Here is a 24904-nt window from a genome sequence, read left to right as displayed (position 1 = left end):
CTCCTCTCTCATCGTGAGTTCTCGTCGTGCTGACCGGCCGGTCGCGAACGCAGCCGGCGGTCCAGCTCCGGACCGATGATCTGCAGCGCCTCGGCATTGGCGAGGCCGAGGTGGTCGGCGTCCACGTCGACGTTCGTGACGGTGCCGCCGACGTGGGGTTCCCACCCACGGGCGACCGCACTCGGGTCCTCCTTGTCCCTCGTGGCGGTGAACACCAGCAGCGAGCCGTCGTAGGGGGCCGGCCGGAACTGCTCGACGAGGGATTCGCCGATCGCGAAGCTGTCCATCACCCCCCGGACCTGATCGGTGTCGAGCAGCCCCATCGAGGCGATCTGCTGCCGGATGATCTCCGCGACCTCTTCGGCGCTGTCCGCGTGGACACTGTCGTCGAGGTCGAACAGGTCGCGCCATCCGCCGAGGAAGTCCCCGACGTACTCCCCGCCCAGCTGCACGCCGACCGGTGCGTCGGCGCCGGTCTCGGCGGTCTGCGCCGGCACCGGCGACGAGTCCATGACCCCGAGGAACGCCACCTCCTCGCCGTCGGCGCGCAGCGCGGTCGCGATCGCATAGGCGACATAACCTCCCAGCGACCACCCGAGCAGGTGATAGGGCCCATGGGGTGAGACCCGTCGGATCTCCTCCAGGTAGCGGGTCGCCATCTCCTCGACGCTGCGGGCACTCGGCTCGCCGGCGACGACGTGCGGGTCCTGCAGGCCGTACACGGGCCGGTCGGCGAGGAACGGCACGAAGCCGCCGTAGAACCATGCCAGACCACCGGCCGGGTGGACACAGAACAGCGGTGGCTGTGAGCCCTGTGCGTTGAGCGTGATCAGCACCTCGCCGGAACCGCTGCCACCCCCGTCGATCCGGGCGGCCAGACCGCGCGGGGTGGGGTCGTTGAACAGCCAGGCCAACTCGAGGTCGTGGCCGCGCTCGCGCAGTCCGGCAAGCACACGCGTCGCCGACAACGAGTTGCCGCCGAGGTCGAAGAAACTCTGCGTGACGCCGACCTGCTCGGCCTCCAGCACGTCGGCGAACACCGCCGCGACGGCAGCCTCGACCTCGGACGCCGGGGGGACGTACTCGTCGACACCGGCGTCGATGATCGCCTCCGGCAACGCCCGCTTGTCGAGCTTGCCGACCGGCGTCAGCGGGAGCGAGTCCAGGACCATGATGCTCGACGGCACCATGTGCGCCGGCAGGCGCTGCCCGACGAAGTCGCGCAGCGCGCCGACGTCGAGGGTCCCCTCGGCCACCACGTACCCGGCCAGGGCCGTCGCCACCGATCCCCCGACGCCGATCACGACCGCCGACTCGACGGACGGATGGTCCGCCAGGACGGCCTCGATCTCCCCGAGCTCGATTCGCAGACCACGCAGTTTCACCTGATCGTCGGATCGGCCCGCGTACTCCAGCACGAGTTCACCGTCGCGGTCACGACGCCACCGCACCACGTCACCGGTTCGGTACATCCGCTCCCCGGCCGCCCCGAACGGGTTGACGACGAATCGTTCGGCGGTCAGGCCCGCACGATCGAGGTAGCCGCGCGACAACGCCCCGCCCACGGCGTACAGCTCGCCCGGCACACCCACCGGCACGGGTCGCAACCGTCCGTCGAGGACGAGGAGTTCGACGCCGGCCAACGGTCGGCCGAGACGGACCGGCTCACCCGCGCGCATGGGGGCGCTGAGCGTGATGCCGATCGTCGTCTCGGTGGGGCCGTACAGGTTGTGGATCGGCACGTGCGGCGACCACGCGTCCACCAGGGACGGGGGCACCGCTTCACCGCCGGCCATCAGGGCGGCCAGATCCGGCAACGCGGCCGGATCGAGGGTCGACAGCACCGTCGGCGTGAGGAACGTGTGTGTGACCCGATGCTCCTGCATGAACTGTTGCAGCGCATGGCCTCCGACAGCGTCGCTCGGACGGTAGGCGAGGGTGCCGCCGTTGACCGTCGTCAGCAGATACTCCAGGACCGACGCGTCGAAGCTCGGTGAGGCGAAGCCGAGGACGACCGGCGCGTCGGCCACCGAGAGGCGGGCCGTCTCCTGAGCGGCGAAGTTCGCCAGACCGGAGTGGGTCACCGAGACGCCCTTGGGCCGACCGGTCGATCCCGACGTGTAGATCACGTATGCCACGTTCTCTGGGCGGACCGGCCCCGCGGTCTCGCCGTCCGCGATGGGGCCGCCGGGCAGGCCGTCCACGGTCGCACCGATCTCGTCGTCGTCGAGGTGGATCCAGTCGAAGTCGCGGCCCGGCAGGTCCGACGTACGAACCGTCAGCCCCAGGATCGCCCCGGAGTCCTCGACCATGTTCGCGACGCGTTCGGCCGGATAGTCGGGGTCGATCGGCACGTACCCCGCGCCGGTCTTGGTGACGGCCCAGATCGCGGTGAGCAGGTCGACCGACCGGCCGATGGCCAGGGCGACCAGCGATTCGACACCGATCCCCCGTCCGATCAACCAGCGCGCCAGACGATTCGAGCGCTCGTCGAGGTCCCGATAGGTCAGCGAGGCGCCGTGGCCGTCGACGACGGCGACGCGATCAGGGTGGCGTGCCACCGCCGCACCGAACATGTCGGTGAGCAGCATCGGCCCGGTCCCCGGTCCGCCCGAGACCGACGTCAGACCCGCGACCTGCTCCCCACCGATCAACGGGATGTCGACGGTGAGTGTGTCCGGTGCGTCCGCGACCGTCCGCAGGATCTGCACCAGCGCGTCGATGAACACCTGGACCTGCGCGGCGTCGAATGCGCTCGGCAGATACTTCACCGTCAACGAGAGTCGCTCTCCCGCAATCGGTGACGTCGACATGTTCAACGGATAGTGGGTTGCGTCCGAGCCCTCGAAGTCGAGGATCTCCAGTCCACCGGTGAGTGACGCATCCGTGGTCGACAACGAATCGGTGTCCACCGGATACGACTCGTGCACGGTGAGGGTGTCGAACAGCGGCCCGCCGATCCCGGAACCACCGGCGAGTCCGGACAGTTCGGCCAGTGAGAGGTGCTGATGATCGAGCACCGACACCTTCGTCTCCTGGACGCGTGCGAGCACTGTGGAGATCGGCGCCTCCGGGTCGACGTCGATCACCGCGGGCAGCGTGTTGATGAACAGACCCACCATCGATTCGACACCGTCGAGATCGGCCGGTCGACCGGACACGGTCTCGGCGAACGAGACGACTCGGTTGCCGGTGAGCCGCGACAACAACACGGCCCATGCGAACTGCAACACCGTCGCCACCGTCGCACCCTCGGCACGGGCCACGGCCTCGATGCGCGCCGTCAGATCGGCATCGAGGACGACCGAGAGATCCTGCGGCAGTGCGTCCGCCGTCGCCTCGGCACCCGGCGCCACGAGCGTCGGCGCCTCGATCGGCGCCAGGACCGCGCGCCACGCCTCGCGTCCGGCCGTGTCGTCGGCGGTCGCGAGATGTCGCAGGTAGTCCTCGAAGTCACCGTCGCCGGAGCCGATCTGGCCGGTGTAGGTGAGGCCCGTCGCGTACAGCGCAAGCAGATCGGCGAGCACCAGCGGTCCGGACCATCCGTCGATGAGGATGTGATGGTTGGTCACCACGAGATGCGCAGTGTCACCGTGCCGCACGACGGCGAAGCGCATGAGCGGCGGACGTTCGAGGTCGAACGGCGTGCGCCGCTGTATGTCCGCGATCTCGTGCACCCGCGCAGCGATCGCCTCGTCGGTGCCGCCGGCGCCGAGCACCTCCCACGGGACCTCGACCGACGGCGGCACCACGGCCACCACCGCTCCGGAAGCAGTCCGGACGAAGCCGGAGCGCAACGCGCGGTGATGCGCGAACAACGCCTGCGCCGCGCCGTGCAGCCGATCGAGGTCGACGGTGCCCCCGAGTTCCAGGATCGACTGGACCACATAGACATCCACCGATGCGTCGGTGACGGTCGACGCCAGCTCCGATTCGAAGTGCAGACCCCTCTGCAACGGCGACAACGGCCAGATGTCCGAGTTCCCGAAGCGCTCGGCGAGTGCGTCGAGGTCGGCCTGGGTGACCCCGGTTCCCGGGACATCCGAAGGCGAGAGCCCGGGATCGCCGACGGTCGACAGGTGATCGACGATCGCCGCCAGCTCGCCGCGCCAGCGCGAGGCGATGTCGGCGGCGTCGTCGTCGGAGAGCACCGACCGGATGAACAGGAAGTCCGCCGACAACGCGCGGCTGTGCTGATCGGCCAGCGTCCCGACGTTCACCGTGAGTGTGTTCATCGCTGTCATCGCACCCGAGACCGTGGCCGGCAGAACGGGAGCCGACGGATCGGCCATGAACGGCACGACGATCTCCTCGCCGGACGAGCGGGTGCCGGCACCGAAGAAGTTGAACCCGATCGACGGCAACGACGTACCGGCGAGCCGGGCATCGCCGCCGAAGCGCAGGAGCCCGAATCCGACGCCACGGTCCGGCTGACCCAGCCGCTCCTCCTTCGCGGCCTTCACCGCCCGCACCACGTCATCGGCCGGGTCGAGGGCCGTCGGTGCGATGGTCGTGAACCAGCCCGCCGTCCGCGACAGGTCCGCGGAGTGCGGATCGTCGCCGCGCGCCACCACCTCCTCGTAGCGCCCGTGGCCCTCCATCAGGACCGTGACCGGCGCGTCGTCGGCGATGGCCCGATCACGCTGCCAGGACCGCACCGCCCGTGCCAGCGCCGCGACCAGCGCGTCGTTGACGTGGCCCGCGTAGGCGTCCGGCACTGTCGTCAGCAACGCCTCGGTGACGTCGGCGTCGACGCGCACCCGTACGGAACCGACCGTCGCGAACGTGTCCCGTCGCGGATCGAACGGCACACCGAAATCGGTGGGCGCCCGGTTCACCCGGGTCTGCCACCAGGCCACCTCGTCGTCACGATCCCTCACCTGCTGCGCCAGCGCCGCATGCCACGCCCGGGCCGACGTCACCTCGCGCCGGACGGCCGGCTCCTGACCCGACGTCACCGCGCCCCACGCGGTGATGACGTCCTCGATCAGGATCGGCCAGGACACCGCGTCGACGCCGAGGTGGTGGACGGCGAGCACGACGCGTGCACCGTCACCGCCGACGACCAGCGCCGCGGAGACGATCACGCCGGTGGCCGGGTCCAGCCGGCCGAGCGCATCGGCATGGGCGGTGCGCAGGGTCTCGTCGAAGTCGGGGCTCCCGACATCGGCGCCGGTGGTCACCTCGCCGGCGACGCACCCCGCCCCGTCGCCGAGCGTGTACTCCCAGCCATCCGGCGTGGCGGTCAGCCGCGCGGAGAGGATCGGGTGCGCCCCGACGACGGCGCCGAGCACCGTCGTCAGCGTCGCCAGGTCGAGCGCAGGCGGCGCCATCAGCACCATCGACTGGGAGAAGTCCGCGAAATCCTCCGGCGCCGAAGACAATTCGAGCATCCACGCGGCCACCGGCGGAACGGTCACGTCGTCGCCGGCCGGTTCGGGCAGCAGGGGCAGCCGATCGGTTCCGGCCGACACCGCGATCGCCATCGCGCGGACTGTCTTGTGCTCGAAGATGTCTCGTGGCGACACCGCGAATCCGGCGGCCCGCGCCGCAGACGACAACTGGATCGCCAGGATGGAGTCGCCGCCGAGCGCGAAGAACGACTCGGTCACGCTGACCCGGTCGACGCCGAGGACTCCGGCGACGACCCGGGCGAGGGCCTCCTCGGTGGTGGTCTCGGGCGCGACGTAGTCGTCACCACCGCCGTCGAGGTCGGGCAGCGGAAGTGCTCGTCGGTCGAGCTTGCCGTTGGCCGTCAGCGGCAGGTGGTCGACCGACACGATCAGGCCGGGCACCATGTATCCGGGCACGGCACGGGCGGTCGTCTCCCGCACGACCTGGGCATCGATCTCAGCGCCGGCCTCGGCGACGACATAGCCGATGAGCTGCTCACCGCGGCCGGGCAGTTCGACCACGTTCGCCGCGGCGGCGGCGACACCGTCCACGCCGAGGAGCGCGGCCTCGATCTCGCCGTACTCGATCCGGAAGCCGCGCAACTGGACCTGCGAGTCACCGCGGCCCAGGTACTCGATGTCGTCGCCGACACGGCGGGCGAGGTCACCCGTGCGGTACATCCGTGCACCGTTCGGGTCGAACGGATTCGCGACGAATCGGGTCGACGAGAGTCCGGCACGTCCGAGGTAGCCTTGCGCGAGCTGTCCACCCGTGACATACATCTCGCCGACGACCCCCGGCGGCACCGGATGCAGGCGGTCGTCGAGGATGTGGATCGCCAGCGAGTGCAGCGGACGGCCGATCAGGGAGGCCTCGCCGCCCGCGACGAGTGCGCGGTCGAGGGGGCGGTAGCTGACGTGCACGGTCGTCTCGGTGATCCCGTACATGTTGACCAGCTGCGCCGTGTCGTCGGGATGGTCGTCGAACCACCGACGTACCTGATCGAAGCCCAGCGCCTCACCGCCGAACACGATGTAGCGCAACGGCAGTTCGACGGTCGAGCGTCGACGCGCGTCGATCAGCTGATAGAAGGCCGACGGCGTCTGGTTCAGGACCGTCACGCCCTCGGCGGCCAACAGATCGACGAAGGCGTCGGGATCGCGGGCGAGACCGCGATCGACGATGACCAGCCGGGCACCCGACAGGAACGGTCCCCACAGCTCCCACACCGAGAAGTCGAAGGCGTAGGAGTGGAACATGGTCCACACGTCGGTCTCGACGAAGTCGAAATCCCCTGCCGCGGTGTCCATCAGTGTGATCACATCGCGATGGGTGATCTCCACACCCTTCGGCAGCCCGGTCGACCCGGACGTGTAGATCACATAGGCCCGCGACGACGGGCGCACTCCAGGCCAGGGCACCACGGAGCTCGCACCGGTCGTCGCCAGGTGGTCGACGTCGACGGCGACGACGGTCTCCGGCAACGAGCCGAAGAGTTCGTGTCCCGCCGTCGCGGCGTCGGTGATCACCACGCCGACCGATGCGTCCGACACGATGAACGCCAGCCGATCCACCGGATTCGTGGTGTCCAGAGGGAGGTAGCCGGCGCCGGCCTTGAGGACGGCGAGGATCGACACCGCGAGGTCCACCGACCGGGCGGTCGCGATGCCCACCAGGACACCCGTACGGACGCCGCGCGCATGCAGGGCCGCGGCCACCGCATCCGAGCGTACGTCGAGGTCGCGGTAGGTGAGCGACGTCCCCTCGGCCGTGACCGCGGTGCGGTCGCCGTGACGTGCGACGGTCGCGGAGAACAGATCGACCAGGGTGCGGTCGGTGTGCGCGGTCGCCGTCACCGGCGCGGGCAGCGCCGCAAGGTCACTCGACTCCGTGGTGGAGAGCAACTCGACGTCGCCGACCGGTGTCGTCGGATCGGCCACGAGCGCGGCCAGTACCCGGACGAACCGCTGGGCCATCGCCGTGACCGTCGCCTCGTCGAACAGATCGGTGGCATAGACGATCTGGGCCGGCCATGCCTGCCCGTCGGTTCCGCCGGCGACGGCGAACGTGAGGTCCACCTTCGCCGGTGTCTCGGGTGCCTCGACCGGCGTGATCGACAGCCCGCCGATGGTGGTCGTCGCCCCCGACGCGGACTCCCCCAGCGCGGTCGAGAACTCGGGCAGCGTCGACTGATGGAACGTCAGCAGGATCTGGGTCAGCGGCGCGAACGCCTCCGAGCGCACCGGATCCAGATGCTCCACCAACGTCTCGAACGGGACATCGGCGTGGGCGAACGCGTCCAGATCGGTCACCCGCACCTGATCGAGCAACTCCGCGAACGACATTCCCGGGTCGACACCGGCGCGAAGCACGAGCGTATTGACGAACATGCCCACGAGGGCATCCAGTTCGCGCCGTCCGCGACCCGCGATCGGTGTGCCGATCGCGATGTCGTCGGTGGCCGACAGTCGGGCGAGCAGCACCGACAGACCGGCATGCACCACCATGAACGGGGTGACCCCCCGCGCGGCGGCGATGGCGGAGATCCCGTCGACGACGTCGGTGGGGATCTCGAACGCCACCTGATCGCCGCGCTGTGATGCGACGACCGGTCGCGGTCGATCGCTCGGGAGATCCAGCACATCCGGCAGGCCGCGCAGCGCCGACGACCAGTACGAGAGTTGCTGTCCCACCACTGAATCGGCGTCTGTTGCCGAACCCAGCACACGGTGTTGCCAGAGCGCGAAGTCGGCGAACTGGACCTCGAGCGGCGTGAACGCCGGCTCGCTGCCGGCCGACCGCGAGGCGTAGGCGGTCATGAGGTCGGCGACGAGCGGGGCCATGGACTCGCCGTCCGCGGCGATGTGGTGCGCGACGATCGCGAAGACGAACTCACCGTCGGCGACATGCCACAGGCGGGCGCGCACCGGCCACTGGTCGGTCACGTCGAACCCTGCGGTCACGGCCTCCTCGAGGCCGGCCGACGACTCGACCTCGGCCCAGTCGAGGGTCTCCCCGACCGCGGCGGCGGGGGCGATCACCTGGACCGGGACCCCGCCGACCGCCGGGAATGTGGTGCGCAGGACCTCGTGGCGCACCACGACGTCGACGAGAGCGGCACGCAGCGCGGCGACATCGAGGTCTCCGTCGAGGCGCAGGAGCACCGGGACGTTGTAGGTGGAGGCCGACGGGTCGAACTGGTTGATGAACCACATCCGCAACTGCGCGAAAGAGACCGGCGTCCGGTCCGGTCGCGGCACGACCGCCGTCACCGGTTCCAGGCCGGCTCCGCGGCCCGCCACCGCCGCTGCGAGAGCCCGCACCGACGGCGACTCGAACACGTCGCGAACCGACACGTCCACACCGAACACGTCGCCCACGCGGGCGGCGACACGCGTCGCGGACAACGAGTTGCCGCCGACCTCGAAGAAGCTGTCGATGACACTGACCTGCTCGACGCCGAGGACCTCGCCGAACACCTGGGCGACCGACTCCTCGGCCTCGGTGCCGGGGGCGACGAACTCGACGGCGATGTCGACGACCGGTTCCGGGAGCGCCTGCTTGTCCAGTTTGCCGACCGGGGTCAGCGGAAGTGACTCCAGCACGGCGATACTCGCCGGGACCATGTGCGACGGCAACCGCTGCCCCACGAACGTCCGCAGGGTGCCGGGCTCGACGTCGTCTCGCAGGACGACGTAGCCGGCCAGCGCGGTGGCGACCGATCCGCCGACACCCACGACGACCGCCGACTCCACCGACGGATGCGAGGCCAGCACCGCCTCGATCTCACCCAGCTCGATGCGCAGACCGCGCAGCTTCACCTGATCGTCGCTGCGCCCCACGTACTCCAGGGACAGTTCACCGATCGCGTCGCGGCGCCACCGGACGACGTCACCGGTCCGGTACAGACGGGCACCGTTGTCGCCGAAGGGATCCGCGACGAACCGCTCCGCCGTCAGGCCCGCGCGCCGGACATAGCCGCGGGCGAGTGCACCACCGGTCACATACAGTTCGCCGGCGACCCCGACCGGCACCACCCGCAGTCGCGAATCCAGCACCAGCAGGCCGACTCCCGGGATCGGTCCGCCCAGCGTCGGCGGTGTCCCCGGTCGCAGCGCCCCGCTCATCGCGACGACGATGGACGTCTCGGTCGGGCCGTATATGTCGTGGAAGGCCACGCGTGCACCCCACCGGTCGACCATCGACGGGGGTACGGCCTCACCGCCGGAGGCGAGCACCTCGAGGTCGGGCAGCGTCTCCGGTTCGAGGGTCGCGAGCACGGTCGGGGTGAGGAATCCGTGGGTGATCCGGGACGCGCGCAGGAATCCGTACAACGGTTCGCCACCGAGCGCGTCCTCCGGACGGTAGACCAGGGCGGCCCCGGCCCGGACGGCCATCAGCCATTCCAGCAGCGACGCATCGAAGCTCGGCGATGCGAACCCGAGCACCCGCGATCCATGCGACACCGCGAAACGCTCGACCTCCGCAACGGCGAAGTTCTCCAGTCCGCGCGCGGTGACCTGCACACCCTTCGGTGTGCCGGTCGACCCGGATGTGTAGATCACGTACGCCACCGCGTCCGGATACGGAACGCCGATCAGCTCGCCGGCGAGCACCGGCGAGGCGTCGACACCGTCCAGGTACGACGCGAACCCGTCGGAGTCGACGACGGTCCAGTCCACCTCGGGGCCGAACTCCTGCCGGTGGGCCCGGGTCGTCAATCCGACGCGGACTCCCGAATCCGTGAGCATGTGGGCGATGCGTTCGGCCGGGTAGGCCGGGTCTACCGGCAGGTACCCGGCCCCGGTCTTCGCGACCGCCCAGATGGCGGTCAACAGCTCGACAGAACGGCCGATGGCCAGTGCCACCAACGATTCCACTCCGACGCCCTGCGAGATCAGCCACCGTGCCAGACGGTTCGACCGCGCGTCGAGTTCGGCGTAGGTGAGCGAGGTACCGGACGCGTCGACGACGGCCGTCGCCTGGGCGTGACGATCGACGACCGCCGCGAACATGTCGCGCAGGACACTCGGCGGCCGGCCGGGAACGCCGCGGACGGGCGCCAGTTCGGCCGCGTCCTGCGAGGTCAGCAGGTCGATGTCGCCGACCGCCGCCGACGGGTCGTCCACCATCGACTCGACGACGCGGAGCCACGCCCGGACGAAGCCCTGCACGGTCGCCTCGTCGAACAGCGAACGGGCGTAGACGAAGTCGACGGTCATCGGTGCGGTCTCGCTCCGATCGGTCACCGCGACCGACAGCTCGAACTTGGCCACCTGGTCGGGCAGGTCGAGCGGCTGTGCGACGAGACCGGCCGCCTCGAGCACCGCGGCCCCCGGATCGCCGTCCACATGGGTGAAGGCGATCTGCGCGAGCGGCGGGAAGGCCGTCGACCGCGTGGGCGCGAGTTCGTCGATCAGCTCCTCGAACTGCACATCGGCATGGGCGAACGCCTCGAGATCCTCGCCGCGGACCCGGGCGAGGAGGTCGGTCACCGACGTCGACGGCTCCACCTGCGTACGCAACACGAGGGTGTTGACGAACATGCCCACGAGATCACCCAGTGCGGCATCGGTCCGTCCGGCGATCGGGGTGCCGATCACGACGTCGGTCGTCGACGCCAGCCGCGAGACCAGGATGGCCAGCGCGGCATGGGATGCCATGAACGGGGTGACGCCCTGAGCGCGGGCGAACTCCTCCAGCCGGCGGGCCACTCCGTCGTCGACGGGCATCGACACCACCCCGGCGGTGGTCTCCATGACCGCCGGCCGCGAGCGGTCCATCGGCAGGTCGGTCACCGACGGCAACGAGCGCAGATGCTCACGCCAGTATCCGAGCTGTGCCGCCATGCGGCTGGTCGGATCGTCGGCCGCGCCCAGCGTGGCCCGTTGCCAGAGTGCATAGTCGGCGTACTGCACATCGAGCGCCGGCGCGGGCTGTACCGCGTCGTCGACGCGAGCCATGTAGGCGCTCAACAGGTCCCGGACGAACACGGACGTCGACGAGCCGTCGAACGCGATGTGGTGGGCCGTCAGGACGACGTCGACGGCGTCGGCACCGGATCGTCGGACCCGTCCGCGCAGCGGGAGATCGACGGTCACGTCGAAACCGCGGGACGCCGAGGCGGCCAGTTCGGTCTCGTCGTCGACGACCTGCCAATCCAGCAGACCACGTGCCTCATCGGCATCGAGGATGCGTTGAGTGGGTCCGTCGGTGTCGAGCGGATAGACGGTGCGCAGCACCTCGTGACGGGCCACGACGTCGCCTACCGCATGGGCAAGGGCCTCGAGATCGAGGGACCCGGTGAGCCGCAGCGCCATCGGGATGTTGTAGGCGGGTGAGGCCGGATCGAAACGGTTGATGAACCACATCCGCGCCTGCGCCGTGGACAGCGGCAGCCGGTCGGGCCGTGACGCAGCGACCAGCCGCGGCACCGTCTGCTCACGTCCGGCCACTGCCGCGACGAGCTCTCGCACAGAGGGCGATTCGAACAGATCGCGCACCGACACGTCGACGCCGAGGGCCTCGGCGACCCGTGCCGCGACCCGCATCGCCGACAGCGAGTTGCCGCCGATGTCGAAGAACGACTCGGTGACGCTGACCTGCTCGAGCCCCAGCACGTCGGCGACCACCGCAGCGACCGCGTACTCGTCGTCCGACGACGGCGCCACGTAATCGCCGATCTCGAACACCGGCGCCGGCAACGCTTTCCGGTTGAGCTTGCCGGAGCTGTTGAGCTCGATGTCGTCGAGCAGCATCCACACCGACGGTCGCATGTACTCCGGCAACGCGTCGGCGACGGCCGCCTTGACGACGCCCTCGTCGACTGACGCGGGAGCGACATACGCGACGAGATGCTGACCGCCGGTCGGCGAATCGGCGACCGTACAGGCCACGTGCACGACGCCGGAGGCGGAGGCGATGACCGCCTCGATCTCACCGAGTTCGATGCGCTGACCACGGAGTTTCACCTGGAAGTCCGTGCGGCCCAGGTAGTCGATCTCGCCGCGGTGGTCCCACCGCACCAGGTCACCGGTGCGATACAGGCGGTCTCCGTCGTTCCCGAACGGGTCCGCGACGAATCGTTCGGCCGTGAGGCCAGGGCGCGAGGCGTAACCGCGTGCCAACTGCACGCCACCGAGATACAGTTCGCCGGGGACGCCCGGCGGCACCGGCCGCAAGCGGGCGTCCAGCACATAGGTCGTGGTGTTCCACTCCGGTGTGCCGATGGTGACCTTGTCGGTACCTGTCACGTTGACGGAGGTCACGTCGACCGTCGCCTCGGTCGGCCCGTAGAGGTTGATGATCTGGGTATGCGGCAACAGCTCGTGCGCACGCGCCGCCACCGGGGTCGGCAATGCCTCGCCCGAGGTCAGCAGCCAACGCAACCCGTCGAGATGCGCAAGCTTCTCGGCCGAGACGACATCGAGGAAGACCGACAGCATCGACGGCACGAAATGCACCGACGTCGCCCCCTCGGACGCCAGCAGGTCGGCGATGTAGTCGGGCTCCATGTGACCACCGGCGCGGGCGATCACCATCGTTGCCCCGGACATCAACGGACCGAACAGTTCCGGCACCGACACGTCGAAGGTGACCGGGGTCTTCAGGACCACCCGCATCCCGATGCCCCACTCGAATTCGATGACACACCAACGCATCCGATTGAGCAGCGACCGGTGCGACACCGTGACGCCCTTGGGCCGCCCGGTCGAACCCGACGTGAACAGTGTGTAGGCGGCATCGTCGAGCCGCAGCGGCGTCCGGCGCGTCGCGTCGGTCACCGGCGGCACCGACAGATCGACGGTGCCGGTGGAATCGACCTCGATCACGGTGACGCCGTCGACGGTGGCGCCCACCGCGGCTCGGCCTGCGCCGATGAGCACCACGTCCACGTCGGCGGTCTCGAGCATGTACTCGACGCGGTCGAGCGGGGTGTCCGGATCGATGGGGACGTACTGCGCACCGGCAGCGAGGACGGCATTGACCGCGAGGACCATCTCGACCGAGCGGTCCAGCGAGACAGCCACGGCCACACCGGGTCCGACACCGCCGGCGATCAGCTCCGTGGCCAGCGTAGACATGCGTGCGGCGAACTCGGCGTAGGACACCGTGCGGCCCTCGTACACGAGCGCGGCCTCGTTCGGCGTCCGGGCCGCCTGCGCGATGATCGCGTCCGGGACCAGGTCATCCGGCACCTCGACGACGGCACCGGTCGACCACCCGTCGACGACTCCCCGTTCGGCGTCGGAGATGAGGACGGCATCCCCGACCGGATCGGCCGGGTTCGTCACCAGGTCGGACATGAGCGCGACGAAGCGTTCGGAGAGCGTCTCCACAGTGGACTCGTCGAACAGGTCGGTGGCGTACACGATCGAGCATGCCCAGTCCTGGCCGGCGGGCGCGGAGCTGACCGTCACCGACAGATCGAGTTGCGCAGGAACCCAGGACGGTTCGATCGACCGGACGGACAGGCCGGCGACCGCGATGTCGGCATCCTCCGCGGATGCCGCCGGATCGAACGACAACATGACCTGCGCCAGCGGCGCGAAACCCTCCGAACGGGTCGGATTGACCGCCTCGACCACCGTCTCGAACGGGACGTCGGCGTGGGCGAAGGCATCGAGATCGGTCACCCGGACGTCGTCGAGCACCTCGGCGAAACTGGTCGACGGCGCGACGCCCGTCCGCAGCACGAGGGTGTTGACGAACATGCCGACGAGCGGATCGAGCGCGGCGGACCCGCGCCCCGCGATCGGGGTGGCGATGGTGATGTCGTCGGTGGCCGAGAGACGTGCGAGGAGCACCGAGAGTCCGGCGTGCACCACCATGAACGGGGTGGCCCCGAACTGCTGCGCCACGGCGCCCACGCGTTCGCCGAGCTCCGCCGGCAGGGCGAATCGGACACGGGCACCCTGGTGCGACGCGACCGCCGGACGCTCCCGGTCGGCGGGGAGCTCGAGGACGTCCGGGACACCGGCGAGCTGTTGCCGCCAGTAGGACACCTGCCGGCCGAGTACCGTCTCCGGCGCATCCGGCGCGCCGAGCGCGGTGTGCTGCCACAGGGCGTAGTCGGCGAATTGCACTGTCAGCGGCGCGAACTGCGGCTCATCACCCGCCGCGCGCGCCTGGTAGGCGGCCACCATGTCTGTGACGAGCGGCAACATCGACTCGCCGTCGGACGCGATGTGATGCGCCACCACCGCGAGCAGGTGCTGACCCTCGGACTCACCCAGCAGACGCACCCGCAGTGGCCACTGCGCCGTGACGTCGAATCCGGTCGTCGACGCCGATTCCAGATCGGCCGGCTCGGCGACGACCGCCCAGTCGATCCGCTCGGCGACCTCGTCGGCCGGGCTGATCACCTGCACCGGTACGCCGTCGACGGCGGGAAAGGTCGTGCGCAGCACCTCGTGTCGCACGACCGTGTCCACGACCGCCTGTCGCAGGGCGTCGACATCGAGCGGGCCGCTCAGTCGCAGCACGACGGGGATGTTGTAGGTCGCCGTCCCCGGCTCGAACCGGTTGATGAACCACATGCGGGTCTGCGCGAACGACAACGGGATCGGTGCCGGTCGCGGTGAGATCGCCACCAGCGGAGGAAGTCCCGCGTCGCGTCCGACGACGAGTTCCGCGAGCTCGCGGACGGAGGGTGCCCCGAAGATGTCGCGCACCGACACGTCGGCGCCGAACTCCTCGCCGACCCGCGCGGCCACGCGCATCGCCGACAGTGAGTTCCCGCCGATGTCGAAGAACGATTCCGTCACGCTGACCCGCTCGACACCGAGCACGTCGGCGATCACCGTCGACACCCGTACCTGCGCGTCGGTCGACGGCGCGACGTACTCCGCTGCCTCGAACGCCGGGGCGGGCAGCGCCCGCCGGTCGAGCTTGCCGGCACTGTTGAGGGCGATGTCGTCGAGCAGCATCCACACCGACGGACGCATGTACTCCGGCAACGCCTCCGCGACGGCGACGCGCACGGCCTGCTCGTCGACCGTGGACGGCGACACGTACGCGACCAGATGCTGTCCCCCACCGGAGGTCTCGATCACGGTGCAGGCGGCATGCACGACACCGGGCGCCGAGGCGACGACCGACTCGATCTCACCCAGCTCGATCCGCTGACCGCGCAGCTTGACCTGGAAGTCGGTCCGCCCCAGGTACTCGATCCACCCGGAGGTGTCCCAGCGGACGAGGTCACCGGTCCGGTAGAGCCGAGACCCGTCGGAACCGTAGGGATCCGCGACGAACCGTTCGGCGGTCAATCCGGGCCGCGAGGCGTAGCCCCGCGCCACCTGCACGCCACCCAGATAGAGCTCACCCGGCACTCCCGGCGGCACCAGCCGCAATCGTGCGTCGAGCACGAAGGTCGACGTGTTCCACACCGGGACACCGATCGGTACCACGTCGGTCGCTTCGGTCACATCGACGTAGGCCACCTCGACCGCGGCCTCTGTCGGCCCGAACAGGTTGACGATGGACGCCTGCGGCAACAGGTCATGGGCGTGCGCGACCACCGACGGAGGCAACGCCTCACCGGAACAGAACAGCCAGCGCACCGAATCCAGCGCCGAGATCCTCTCCGCCGGGACGACATCCAGGAACACCGACAGCATCGACGGGACGAAATGCACCGACGTCGCACGTTCGGACGCCACGAGGTCGGCGATGTACATCGGGTCGGCGTGGCCGCCTGCGCGTGCGACGACGATGGTCGCACCGGCCATCACCGGCGCGAACAGCTCCGGCACCGACACGTCGAAGGTGAACGGGGTCTTGAGCACCACCCGATCGCCCGACGACCACGGGTACTGATCGAGGCCCCACCACAGCCGGTTCGCCACCGACGAGTGCGACACCGTCACACCCTTCGGCCGCCCTGTCGAGCCGGACGTGAACAGGGTGTAGACGGCATCCTGCGGACGCAGCGGCGCGAGACGTTCCGCATCGGTCACCGGGCCGACCGACTCATCCACGTCACCCGAGGTGTCCACCTCGACGATCCGGACGGCCGTACCGAGGTTAGCGACCGACGACGGCACGACATCCGAACGGACCAGCACCACACCGACATCCGCGGTCTCGACCATGTACTGCACTCGATCCGCCGGTACGGTCGGATCGATCGGCACATACTGGCCGCCCGCGGCGACGACGGCGTGGATCGCGACGACCAGCTCCACCGAGCGATCCATCGCCACGCCCACGGCGACACCCGGCGCGACCCCGGCCGCGATGAGTTCCCGTGCCACGGTGGCGATCCGTGCGCCGAACTCCCGGTAGGTCAGGGCGCGGCCCTCGAACCGCACCGCGGCATCGTCCGGTGTGCGAAGGGCCTGTGCGGCAACGGCATCCGGCACGGAACCGACGGGCACGGCGACCTCGTCGCCGACCGAACGGTCGGCGATCACCGCGCCGGCGGCGGCGGTGAGCAGCGGCACGTCGGCGACGAGGGTCTCCGGCGCCGATGCGGCGGCACGCAGGATCTCGACGACCGCGTGCGCGAACACCCGGACCTGCTCGTCGGCGAACGCCTCCGGCAGGTATTTCAGCGTGATCGAGAGTTCGTCACCCATCGGCGACGTGATCATGTTCAGCGGGTAGTGCGTCGAGTCGCTGACGATCGCCTCGGCGATGTCGAGACCGCCGGTGAGCGCGGCGTCCGTCGTGGCGAGCGAGTCGGTGTCGACCGGATAGGACTCGTGCACGGTGAGCGTGTCGAAGAGACTCGGGACGTTCGTCAGCGCGATCAGGTCGGGCAGGCCCAGGTGCTGGTGATCGAGGACCGACACCTTCGCCGCCTGGAGGGCACGCAGCACCTCGGCGACCGAGGACCGCGGGTCGACGTCCACCACGGCGGGCAGCGTGTTGATGAACAGGCCCACCATCGACTCGACACCCTCGAGGTCGGCCGGACGCCCGGACACCGTCTCGCCGAAGGTGACGACACGATTGCCCGTCAGCCGCGACACCAGCACCGCCCACGCGAACTGCAGGACGGTCGCGACGGTCGCGCCCTCTGCACGGGCGAGCGAGTCGATCGCCGCGGTCAGCTCCGCGTCGACGACGACGGCATGGTTGCGCGGCAACGCATCCAACGTCGCCTCGACTCCCGGTGCCACCAGCGTCGGACCCTCCACGGGGGCGAGCACCTCCCGCCACGCGGCGAGTCCGGCCGCGTCGTCAGCGGTCGCGATGTGCTGCAGGTAGTCCTCGAAATCGCCGCTTCCGGTGGCGATCTGAGCGGTGTAGGTGGCCCCGGACGCGTACAGCGCGAGCAGGTCGGCCAGGACCAGCGGACCGGACCACCCGTCGAAGAGGATGTGGTGGTTGGTGATCACGACGCTCACACCGGCGTCGTCGCGCACCACGACCACGCGCAGCAGAGGGGGTGCGGCCAGGTCGAACGGCTCGACACGCGCTGCCGCGGTGATCTCCTCGACCCGCATACGGCGCTCGTCGTCGGACACCGATCCCAGATCGACCGTGTGCCAGGGCACGTCCACGTCATCGCGGACCACGGCGACCACTGCACCGCTCTCGGTCTGCACGAAGCCCGACCGCAGCACCCGATGGTGTGCGACGAGCGCGTCGACCGCCGACCTCAGGCGCGTCTCGTCGACGTCACCGCGCAGGCGCAGCACCGCCTGGCTCACGTAGACGTCGACGGCATCGGTGCCGGCGAGCGCGGACTGCAGGTACAGGCCGTTCTGCAGCGGGGACAGCGGCCAGATCGCCGCGCCCGGCGCCTCCTCGGCGATCCGGTCCAGATCCTTCTGTGTCACACCGGTTCCCGGGACATCGGATGGGGACGGTCCGACGACACCGTGCGCGACGACGTCGACGATCGCGGCCAGCTCGGCCGACCACCGGTCCGCGATGCCCTCGACGTCCTCGGCGGTGATGATGCCCTCGGCGAAGAGGAAGTCCGCGGACAGTTCGCGGCCCGCGGCAGTCGGTCGGGTACCGACGTTGACGGTGAGGACGTTCATCGCCGCCATCGCGCCCGAGACGGTCGCCGGGAGGGCAGGGGCGTCCGGGTCGACCATGAACGGCACGACGAGATCGTCGTCGGAGACCGCACGGCCACCGGCGCCGAAGAAGTTGAATCCGATCGACGGCAGCGGCCGCCCGGACAGCCGCTCGTCGCCGCCGAAGCGCAGCGGGCCGAAGCCGGCACCACGGTCCGGGCGCCCCAGCCGCTCCTCCTTCGCCGCCTTCACGGCGTGGACGGCGTCGTCGGACGGATCGAGGCTCATCGGTGCGATCGTGGTGAACCACCCGACGGTGCGCGACAGGTCCGCGCGCCGCGGATCCAGGCCGGACGCGACGAGTTCCTCGTATCGGCCGTGTCCCTCGAGGAGCACGCCGACCGGGGACTCGTCGGCGATCCCGTTCGCCCGTTGCCACGATCGCACGGCACGCGCCAGGGCGGCGAGCAACGCGTCGTCGACATGCCCGCCGAACGCCTCGGGGACGACGGTCACCAAGGCCTCGGTGATGTCTGCCGCGACCCGGTGCCGGACCGAGCCGAGTGTCGAGAAACGGTCGCGGACACGGTCGAACGGTGTTCCGAAACCGGTCGGCTCCGGCAGGCGCGCATCCCAGTAGGCGACCTCGCCGCCGCGATGGGCCGTCTGGTCGGCGATCGCGCCGTGCCATGCCTGCGCAGAGGTGACCTCCGGACGCACCCGGGGTTCCTGCCCCGACTGCACCTGGCCCCACACCGTGATGACGTCCTCGATCAGGATCGGCCACGAGACGGCGTCCACGCCGAGGTGATGAACGGCGAGGACGACGCGTGCGGCATCGGTGCCACGGACGATCACCGCGGACACGAGCACACCGGCGGAGGGATCGAGACGGGCCAGCGCATCCGCGTGCACCGCGGCGACGGCCTCGGTGAACGCGACGGTCCCCGAGGTCGTGTCCGTCGAGACCTCACGGACCACCGGGCGCGATCCCACGCCGGCGGTCAGCACCCAGTGTCCGTCGACGTCGGTGATCCGCGCCGACAGCATCGGGTGGGCATCGACGACGACACTGAGCACCGCAGCGAGGTCGTCCGTGGTCAGGCCGTCCGGCGCGATCAACGCCACCGCCTGGGAGAAGTCGGCGAAATCGGCTGCTGTATCCGAGGATTCGAGCATCCACGACACCACCGGCGAGATCGCGACCTCGCCGGTACCGCCCGACGGGTCGTCGAGCAGCGGGAGCCGTTCGCCGCCGGAGGAGACGGCCTGGGCCATGGCGCGCACGGTCTTGTGCTCGAAGATGTCGCGGGGCGTCAGCGACAACCCGACGGCCCGCGCGGCGGACGAGAGCTGGATCGAGCTGATCGAATCCCCACCGAGGGCGAAGAACGACTCGGTCACGCTGACCCGATCGACGCCGAGGACGCCCGCGACGATCTGGGCGAGGGTCAGCTCCGTCGACGACGTCGGATCGACGTGATCGGCTGTCTCCGTCTCGATCACCGGTGCGGGCAGTGCGCGGCGATCCAGTTTGCCGGCCGGAGTCAACGGCAGGACGTCGAGGACCTGCAGACCGGCCGGGACCATGTGCGACGGCAGACGCTCGGCGACGAAGTCGCGCAGCGCGGTGACGTCGGTCGAGGCGTCGGCCACCACATATCCGGCGAGCGCGCTGGCCACCGATCCCCCCACACCGATCACCACGGCCGACGACACCGCCGGATGCGATTCCAGCGCCGCCTCGATCTCGCCGAGTTCGATGCGCAGTCCGCGCAGCTTGACCTGGTCGTCGCTGCGGCCCACGTACTCGAGGACGAGATCGCCGGATTCGGCGCGGCGCCAGCGCACGACGTCCCCGGTGCGATACATCCGGGCGCCCGGCTCGCCGTACGGGTCGGCGACGAACCGTTCCGACGTCAGACCGCGACGATCGAGATAGCCACGGGCCAGAGCGACCCCGGCCGCGTAGAGGTCTCCGGGCACGCCGACCGGGACCGGGTGCAGGCGCGCGTCGAGGACGAGCAGCCCCACTCCGTCGACCGGGCCGCCGATGTGGACCCCGATGCCGGGTGTCAGCGCGTGACTCATCGCGACCGCCACCGAGGCCTCGGTGGGACCGTAGGCGTTGAAGAACCGCAGCGCGGGCGCCCAGCGGTCGACGAGCGTCTGGGAGACAGCCTCGCCGCCCGAGATCAGCACGCGCACATCGGGAATCGACGACGGCTCCAGGGTGGCCAGCACCGTCGGGGTGAGGAAGACGTGGGTCAGTTCCTGTTCGCATACGAAGTCCGCGAGCATGTCCCCACCGAGCACGCCCTCCGGGCGGTAGACCAGGGCGGCGCCGCTGCCCGACGCCAGGAGCCACTCCAGGATCGAGGCGTCGAAACTCGGGGACGCGAAGCCCAGCACGCGTGCGTTCTCGTCGACGCCGAAGCGGTCTATCTCCGCGGCGGCGAAGTTGTGGATGCCGCGATAGGTCACCGACACGCCCTTGGGGGTACCGGTCGACCCGGATGTGTAGATCACGTAGGCGGTGGCGTCGAGGTGCCGCGGGACGCGCAGCTCGTCCTCGCGCACCGCCACGCCGTCGAAGCTCGCGAGGACGTCGGGCGAGGCCACGTCCTCCACCGCGCTCCAGGCCACCCCGGTCGGCAGCGCCGACACCCGTGCCCGCGTGGTGAGGCCCACGCGCACACCGGAATCGGTGACCATGTGCTCGATGCGCTCGGACGGGTAGTCGGGATCGATCGGCAGATAGCCGGCGCCGGCCTTGGCGACCGCCCACATGGCGACGAGCAGGTCGACCGACCGCCCGATGGCCAACGCGACCAGCGACTCGGTCCCGATGCCCTGCGAGATCAGCCATCGCGCGAGCTGATTGGACCGCACGTCCAGGTCGGCGTAGGACAGAACGGCTCCGGAGCCGTCCGAGACGGCGACGTGATCCGGATGGGCCGCTGCGACATCGGTGAACACGTCGGCGAGCAGGCGCGCAGCGACGCCGGGCCGGCCCGACACCGGCAACAGGGCGGCCGCGTCCTCGTCGTCGAGGAGGTGCGCGTCGCCGACCGGCCGGGCCGGCTCGGCCGTCAACTGGTCGAGCAACCGGACCAGCTGGGCCGCCATGTGCTCGGCGGTCGGCGCATCGAAGATGTCGGTGGCGAAGATGAGCGAGCCCGACCAGCGGTCGCCCGCATCCGTGATACCGACCGTCAGGTCGACCTTCGCCGGGATCTCTTCGACGGCAACGGAACTCACATGGACACCGGCGACGTCCTCGGCCAGCACCCCACCTCCGGAGAACTCGGCGAGCACCGACTGGTCGAAGGACAGCAACACCTGGGTGAGCGGCGCGAACGCCTCGGACCGCACGGGATCGAGATGCTCGACGACCGTCTCGAACGGCACGTCGGCGTGCGCGAAGGCCTCGAGGTCGGTGACACGCACCTGGTCGAGCAGGTCGTCGAATGTCATGTCCGGATCGACCCCGGTCCGCAGGACCAGGGTGTTGACGAACATGCCGACCAGCGGATCCAGCACTCGCTGACCGCGACCCGCGATGGGCGTGCCCACGGAGATGTCGTCGGTCGCCGACAGCCGGGAGAGCAGGACGGACAGTCCGGCGTGCACCACCATGAACGGGGTGACCCCGCGTTCACGGGAGACCACGCCGATCCGGTCGACGACCCACGCCGGGATCTCGAAGGTGACCTCCGCACCGCGCTGGGAGGCGACCGCCGGCCGTGCACGGTCGGTGGGGAGTTCCAGGACATCAGGGAGTCCGGCCAACTGCTTGGACCAGTACGCGAGCTGCCGGCCGACGATCGAGCCGGGCTCATCGGCGGATCCGAGCACCTCGTGCTGCCAGATGGCGAAGTCGGCGAACTGCACGTCCAGGGGCGCGAACTCGGGTTCTGCCCCGGCGACCCGTGCCGCGTAGGCTGTGACGATGTCTGCCACCAGCGGCGCCATCGACTCACCGTCGGCGGCGATGTGGTGGGCGACGAGACCGAACACGTACTCATCGGCACCGACCTGCCACAGGCGGGCGCGGACCGGCCACTGCACGGTGACGTCGAACCCGGCGGTGACGGCGGTGGCGAAATCGGACTCCGACGCGACCGTGTCCCAATCCAGCTGTGCAGCAACGTCATCCGCCGGAGACACGATCTGGACCGGGGAGCCGTCGACCGACGGGAACACCGTCCGCAGGGCCTCGTGCCGGACGACGACGTCGGCCAGCGCCGACCGCAGCGCCGCGACATCCACCGGACCGGCGAGGCGCAGCAGGACCGGGATGTTGTACGTCGACGCGGCCGTGTCGAACTGATTGATGAACCACATGCGCATCTGCGCGAAGGACAGCGGGATTCGATCCGGACGGATCGGTACCGCGACGACAGGCGCGACACCGACACCGCGGCCACCGACGACCCCGGCCAGTCCGCGCACCGTCGGCGCGTCGAACACGTCGCGCACCGAGAGGTCGACGTTGAAGGTCTCCCCGGCGCGGCCGACGATTCGGGCCGCCGCCAGTGAGTTGCCACCGAGGTCGAAGACCGACTCGGCAACGCTGATCCGTTCGATCCCCAGCACGTCCGCGACGATCTCGGCGAGGATTTTCTCGGTCTCGGTGCTCGGAGCCACGTACTCTGCGGCGCCGACGATCTCGGGGTCGGGCAATCCGCGGCGGTCGAGCTTGCCGTTGACCGTCAACGGCAGTGCGTCGATCAGCATGACCACGTCGGGAACCATGTAGCCGGGCAGTGCGCCTGCCGCCGCGATGCGGACATCCGACGGACTGACATCGGCGCCGTCGGAGAGGACAACGTAGCCCACGAGCAGTTCGTCGCCGCCGTCGCGCTGTTTCACCGCGGTGGCCGCGGCGTCGACCCCGGGGGTGGCCAGCAGAGCGGTCTCGACCTCGCCGAGTTCGATGCGGAAGCCGCGCAATTTGACCTGCGCGTCGCCGCGGCCGAGGTATTCCAGACTTCCCTCGCGCGCGATCGCGAGGTCGCCGCTGCGATACATCCGGCGGCCGTCACCGGCGAAGGGATCCGCGACGAACCGGCCCGACGACAGCCCCGGGCGGCCCAGATACCCACGGGTGACCTGGGTTCCGCTCACGTAGATCTCACCCGGTACGCCATCCGGGACGGGGCGCAGGCGATCGTCGAGAAGGTGGATCGTCAGCTCGGGTAGTCCGTGGCCGACGTCGGATCCCTTGGCGGAGGCCACGAAGTCGGGATCGAGGGCACGGAAGGTGGAGTGCACGGTGGTCTCGGTGATGCCGTACATGTTCACCAGGACCGGCCCGACCACGCCTTCGGCCTCGAGACGGTCCTCGTACCACCTCCGCACCTGGGCGAAGTCGAGTGCCTCACCGGCGAAGACCATGTAGCGGACGCTGCCCGCCAGTCGGTTCCGGGTGGCCGGACGCACCGCGGCGGCCAGCTGGTAGTAGGCCGACGGGGTCTGGGAGACGACGGTGGCCTGCTCCGCCGTGAGCAGTTCGGCGAACTCGTCGGGGCTGCGGGTCGTCAGGAAGTCGACGACGACGAGGCGGCCACCGAACAGCAGCGGTCCCCACATCTCGAACACCGACACGTCGAACGCGTAAGAGTGGAACATCGTCCACACGTCGTGCTCGGTGAACGCATAGTGCTGCTGGGCCGCCGCCATCAGCGCCACGACGCTACGATGCTCCACGACAACGCCTTTGGGACGTCCGGTGGACCCGGAGGTGAAGATCATGTAGGCGGCGCCGCGCGCGTCGATCGCACTCGGCAGCGACACGGTGGCCCCGTCGGCATCGGCGAGGAGTTCGGAGATCGTGCGGCGTTCGACATCGAGGAAGCCGAGCACCTCGCGCCCGTCGTGGTCGGTGATGACGAGCACCGGATCGGCGTCGGAGACGACGAAGGAGAGGCGATCGGCGGGATGCGAGGTGTCCAGCGGAAGGTAGGTGGCGCCGGCCTTGAGGATGCCGAGAATCGCGACCATCACGTCGACGGTGCGCGGGGTCGCCAGACCGACCACGCTGCCCGTGGTGACACCGGAGGCGAGGAGCCCGGAGGCCACGGCATCCGAGCGGTCGTCGAGCTCACGGTAGGTCAGCGCACCGCCGGACAGGTCGGTGATCGCGACGCGATCGCCGAAGCGATGCACCGCCGACCGGAAGATGCCGGGCAGGGAACCCCAGTCGGTGGTGCCGGCGACGGCGTACGCGCGTTCGCGGATGTCGTCGATCGCGGTCTGGATCGCCGCGGCGATACCTGCCGGATCGAGTCCGTCCTTGGGGATCAACGCGGTGACGATCGCGCTGACGGCCGCCTCGGTGTCCAGGCCGCGCGAGGCGAACACCGACGCGGTGGGCGCGACCCGGCCGTTGAGTTCGGCGAACGTCACCGGCGAGGCGGTCCCGGCCAGCGCTACAGTACCCGGTTCGAGCTGGGCCGCAATGGTGATCAGGTCTCGCGTCGGCGGACGCCGCCCCCATCCCGTAGAAATGTCTACTGCGTCCAAGCCGATCT

Annotated in this window: 1 protein-coding gene; it reads right to left on the bottom strand. The window is 69.9% G+C overall.

Annotated elements, in window-relative coordinates; all coding sequences use genetic code 11:
• Nucleotides 1–8 precede the first annotated feature (8 nt).
• Complete coding sequence (locus QSJ19_RS04750; RefSeq protein ID WP_286318662.1) at nt 9–24896, bottom strand: non-ribosomal peptide synthase/polyketide synthase; 24888 nt, start codon at nt 24894–24896, stop codon at nt 9–11.
• Nucleotides 24897–24904: the final 8 nt, after the last annotated feature.

It is taken from the genome of Gordonia sp. ABSL11-1 (genome assembly GCF_030315685.1).
Taxonomy (GTDB): Bacteria; Actinomycetota; Actinomycetes; order Mycobacteriales; family Mycobacteriaceae; genus Gordonia.
The sequence above is the reverse complement of the archived record's forward strand: the minus strand, read 5'-3'. Positions and strand labels throughout refer to the sequence as shown.